The sequence below is a fragment of the Mesobacillus sp. genome (assembly GCF_049588175.1).
In the GTDB taxonomy this organism is placed as follows: domain Bacteria; phylum Bacillota; class Bacilli; order Bacillales; family Cytobacillaceae; genus Mesobacillus.
Map to the genome: position 1 here is coordinate 1 of NZ_JBAVFI010000550.1, position 3050 is coordinate 3050.

3 protein-coding genes are annotated in these 3050 nt (G+C 42.5%); 1 reads left to right on the forward strand and 2 read right to left on the reverse strand.

Going from position 1 to position 3050, the window contains the following annotated elements:
• Positions 1-436 (forward strand): CAP domain-containing protein (locus WB217_RS13470; RefSeq protein WP_423993728.1); only part of this gene is annotated, 436 nt, incomplete at its 5' end.
• A gap of 40 nt (positions 437-476) precedes the next feature.
• On the opposite strand, the gene WB217_RS13475 is transcribed toward WB217_RS13470, so the two are convergent.
• The gene (locus tag WB217_RS13475; protein WP_423993729.1) at positions 477-1724 is read right to left on the reverse strand and encodes a S8 family peptidase; all 1248 of its coding nucleotides are present in this window, start codon (positions 1722-1724) and stop codon (positions 477-479) included.
• Between the two features lie 317 nt (positions 1725-2041).
• The gene (zupT, locus tag WB217_RS13480) at positions 2042-2851 is read right to left on the reverse strand and encodes a zinc transporter ZupT (RefSeq protein WP_423993730.1); all 810 of its coding nucleotides are present in this window, start codon (positions 2849-2851) and stop codon (positions 2042-2044) included.
• Between the last annotated feature and the right edge of the window lie 199 nt (positions 2852-3050).

The window sequence follows — 3050 nt, forward strand, 5'->3', positions numbered from 1 at the left end:
GAAAAGCAAGACAGGCTTTTACACGGAAGCCACTGCTCCTCTAAAGGAAGGATTCGAGTATCAGTTGTTTGACCTGACCAATGCAGCCAGGGTCAAAAATGGCCTGGGAGTTCTAACCTGGGATGATCCGGTGAAGGAAACTGCACGGAAACACAGTCTGGATATGGCGGAGAACAATTATTTCAGTCATACAAATCTTGAAGGAGAATCACCCTTTGACCGAATGGCTGAGGATAATATCACATTTGCAGTTGCCGGTGAAAATCTCGCTTACGGACAATTCAGCAGTATTTTTGCCCATGAAGGCCTGATGAATTCTTTGGGACACAGGGAGAATATTTTAAAGCCCGATTATGAACTTTTAGGAGTAGGCGTGGCTTTTGGTCCGAAATTCGAGCCCTATTTCACCGAGAATTTTTATACAAAAAGAATGTAGAAAGCCGCTTGATTCTCATCAAGCGGCCTTCTTTATGAATTTATTTTACACGAGGGAAACCGAAGCCAGATGCATAGTCATCGCCAGATGCTGCTCCCGTACCTCCCAAAATATCATTTGCTTTTGCTCGGTTTTGAAGCTCTGAGCGAAGCTGTACATTGCTCATGTTCGGATTAGCTGCCCAAATCTTTGCTGCCAGGCCAGAGATATGCGGAGTCGCCATGGAAGTTCCGCTGATCGTATTATATGATCCATCAAACCAAGTAGATTCGATTGCTCTTCCCGGTGCAGATAGTTCCACATCGCGTTCCTGGATAACATAGTCGCCATCAGTTGCCGGATTTCCGCGTGACGAGAAGTCAGCCACACGGTATGTACCGTTTTGCTGTACATTTTCAAGGGCTGCGACTGCTACAGCATTTACGAGGGCACCAGGATAACCGATTGTATTGCTGTTAGGGCCGCTGTTCCCTGCTGCTGCTATTACTAGTACTCCCTTGCCATAAGCATAATCGACTGCACTTGAGATCAATGAATCCTTGCTGCTTGATCCTAAAGACATTGAAATGACTACCTTTGATCCTGTACGGGATGCTTCATCAGCAGCATGCTCGATCGCGCCTGCAATATCATCAGAATAGCCTGATCCTCTGTCGTTCAGCACTTTGTATGCCCAAAGTTCAGCTTCCGGAGCAACACCATAAATGCCCTGGCCGGATCCGCCATGTGCCAATACCGTACCTGCTACATGAGTTCCATGGCCATTTTTATCCGAGCAAGAATTGTTAACGAGTGGAGATTTTCTTTGAGTAAAGTCCTTACATTGCTCCGCACTTCCCGCCAGGTCAGCGTGGTTTGTATATACGCCAGTATCGAGTACTGCTACCTTGATGCCATTTCCACCTGAAGTGGACTGAAGATTGCTGTCATTGTAGATTGCTTCCATTCCCCAAGGTGTGCGATCAGTTGGGACAGCCTGAATGGTAGTTCCACCGCCCGGCTTGGCTTCAAGCTGGACTTCTGGAACCCTATCCACTTTGAGATTTTTGTTATTCAACAGTGCCTGGTATTGCTTTGCATTAACGTTTGTTGTGAAACCACTTTTTCCAAAGTCCCATCTGGCTCCATATTGGTCCTTTGCCTTCGATTTTTCCGTTGCTGGACCTTGAATCCAAACCCTGTAGGAATCCTGAGCATCAGGTTCCTGGCCGAATACCCCTGCCGTGAACATTGATAATCCCATTGACATGCTTAATAGTGCGGCTCCAAAAACTTTCCTCTTCTTCATCCAACCACTCCTCTGCATTATATGGTTTTGCAAGTTCTACTAGGCTGCCTCTAAATTATATTTTTAATATTCAGATAACATCAATATGCTAAACTATTCATTTTTAAGTCTTTCGAATCAGGTAAAAAAGCACCGTCCTGAAATTGTCTCATGTTCAATTACCTATTTTGAAAATTTCCCAATTACAAAAGCACTAAAATAGGCGACCAATTAATGATTGGTCACCTAGTTAAGTTTTTCATAGTTTTTAAAATTGGCTGTTTTAATGTGGTTTCGAGTTTTTTTGTAACAATCAACTGATGAAAAAGCCTAAAAGCTTAGATAAATAACAATAAACTGATGGCCATAACCGCCATTCCCGCTATCAATCCATAGATGGCAAGATGGGATTCATCATACCTTTTTGCTGCCGGAAGCAATTCATCGAGCGAAATAAACACCATAATTCCCGCTACTGCTGCAAAAATGATTCCAAACATAATATCATTCAAAAATGGCATTAAGAACAAGTATGCGACGAGCGCTCCGATTGGTTCGGATAAACCGGACAAGAATGATAGTTTAAAAGCTTTTTTCTTATCTCCTGTAGCGAAATAGACTGGCACAGAAACAGCGATGCCCTCAGGTATATTATGAATGGCAATTGCAATCGCTATAGCTACTCCTAACGCAGGATCCTGGATGGCCGAAGTGAAGGTTGCAATTCCTTCAGGAAAATTATGAATTCCAATTGCTAATGCTGTAAATGAACCCATTTTTAACAGCGCTGCATCCTGAACAGCTTTTGCTGGCTGATTCATATCCTCTACCGTTTTGAGTTCATGGGGATTACTCTGTTTAGGAATGAATTTATCAATTAGTGCAATTAATAGTATTCCTCCAAAGAACCCGCCTACGGTTGCCCAGTTTCCTAACTGGACGCCCATTGCCGAAACAAGTGCATCCTTGGCTTTCACAAAAATCTCAATCATCGAGACATAAATCATAACCCCTGCCGAAAATCCAAGAGCGATGGACAGGAATTTAGTATTTGTAGTCGAGGTAAAAAAGGCTAGTATACTCCCAATCCCTGTTGCAAGGCCTGCAAATAACGTCAAACCAAATGCAAATAGAATTTCCTCGGTCATTTTATAACACTCCTTTACACAGGTTCTTGTAATTTTATTAATTGTCCGCTTCCTTAAAAAGTTGTCTAAGGTAAACTTTATCAGTGTGATAAATCCTTTGTTCAAACAATATATGCACTGGCTTTAAAAAGTTTCCTTCGGTAAACATTTTATACCATAGGAAACTTGACCTGCAAGAAAATTGATGATTGTTTTATTG

Excerpts from the sequence above, each read along its gene's own strand:
- zupT (WP_423993730.1), bottom strand. The coding sequence starts at position 2,851 with ATGACCGAGGAAATTCTATTTGCATTTGGTTTGACGTTATTTGCAGGC.
- WB217_RS13475 (WP_423993729.1), bottom strand. The coding sequence starts at position 1,724 with ATGAAGAAGAGGAAAGTTTTTGGAGCCGCACTATTAAGCATGTCAATG.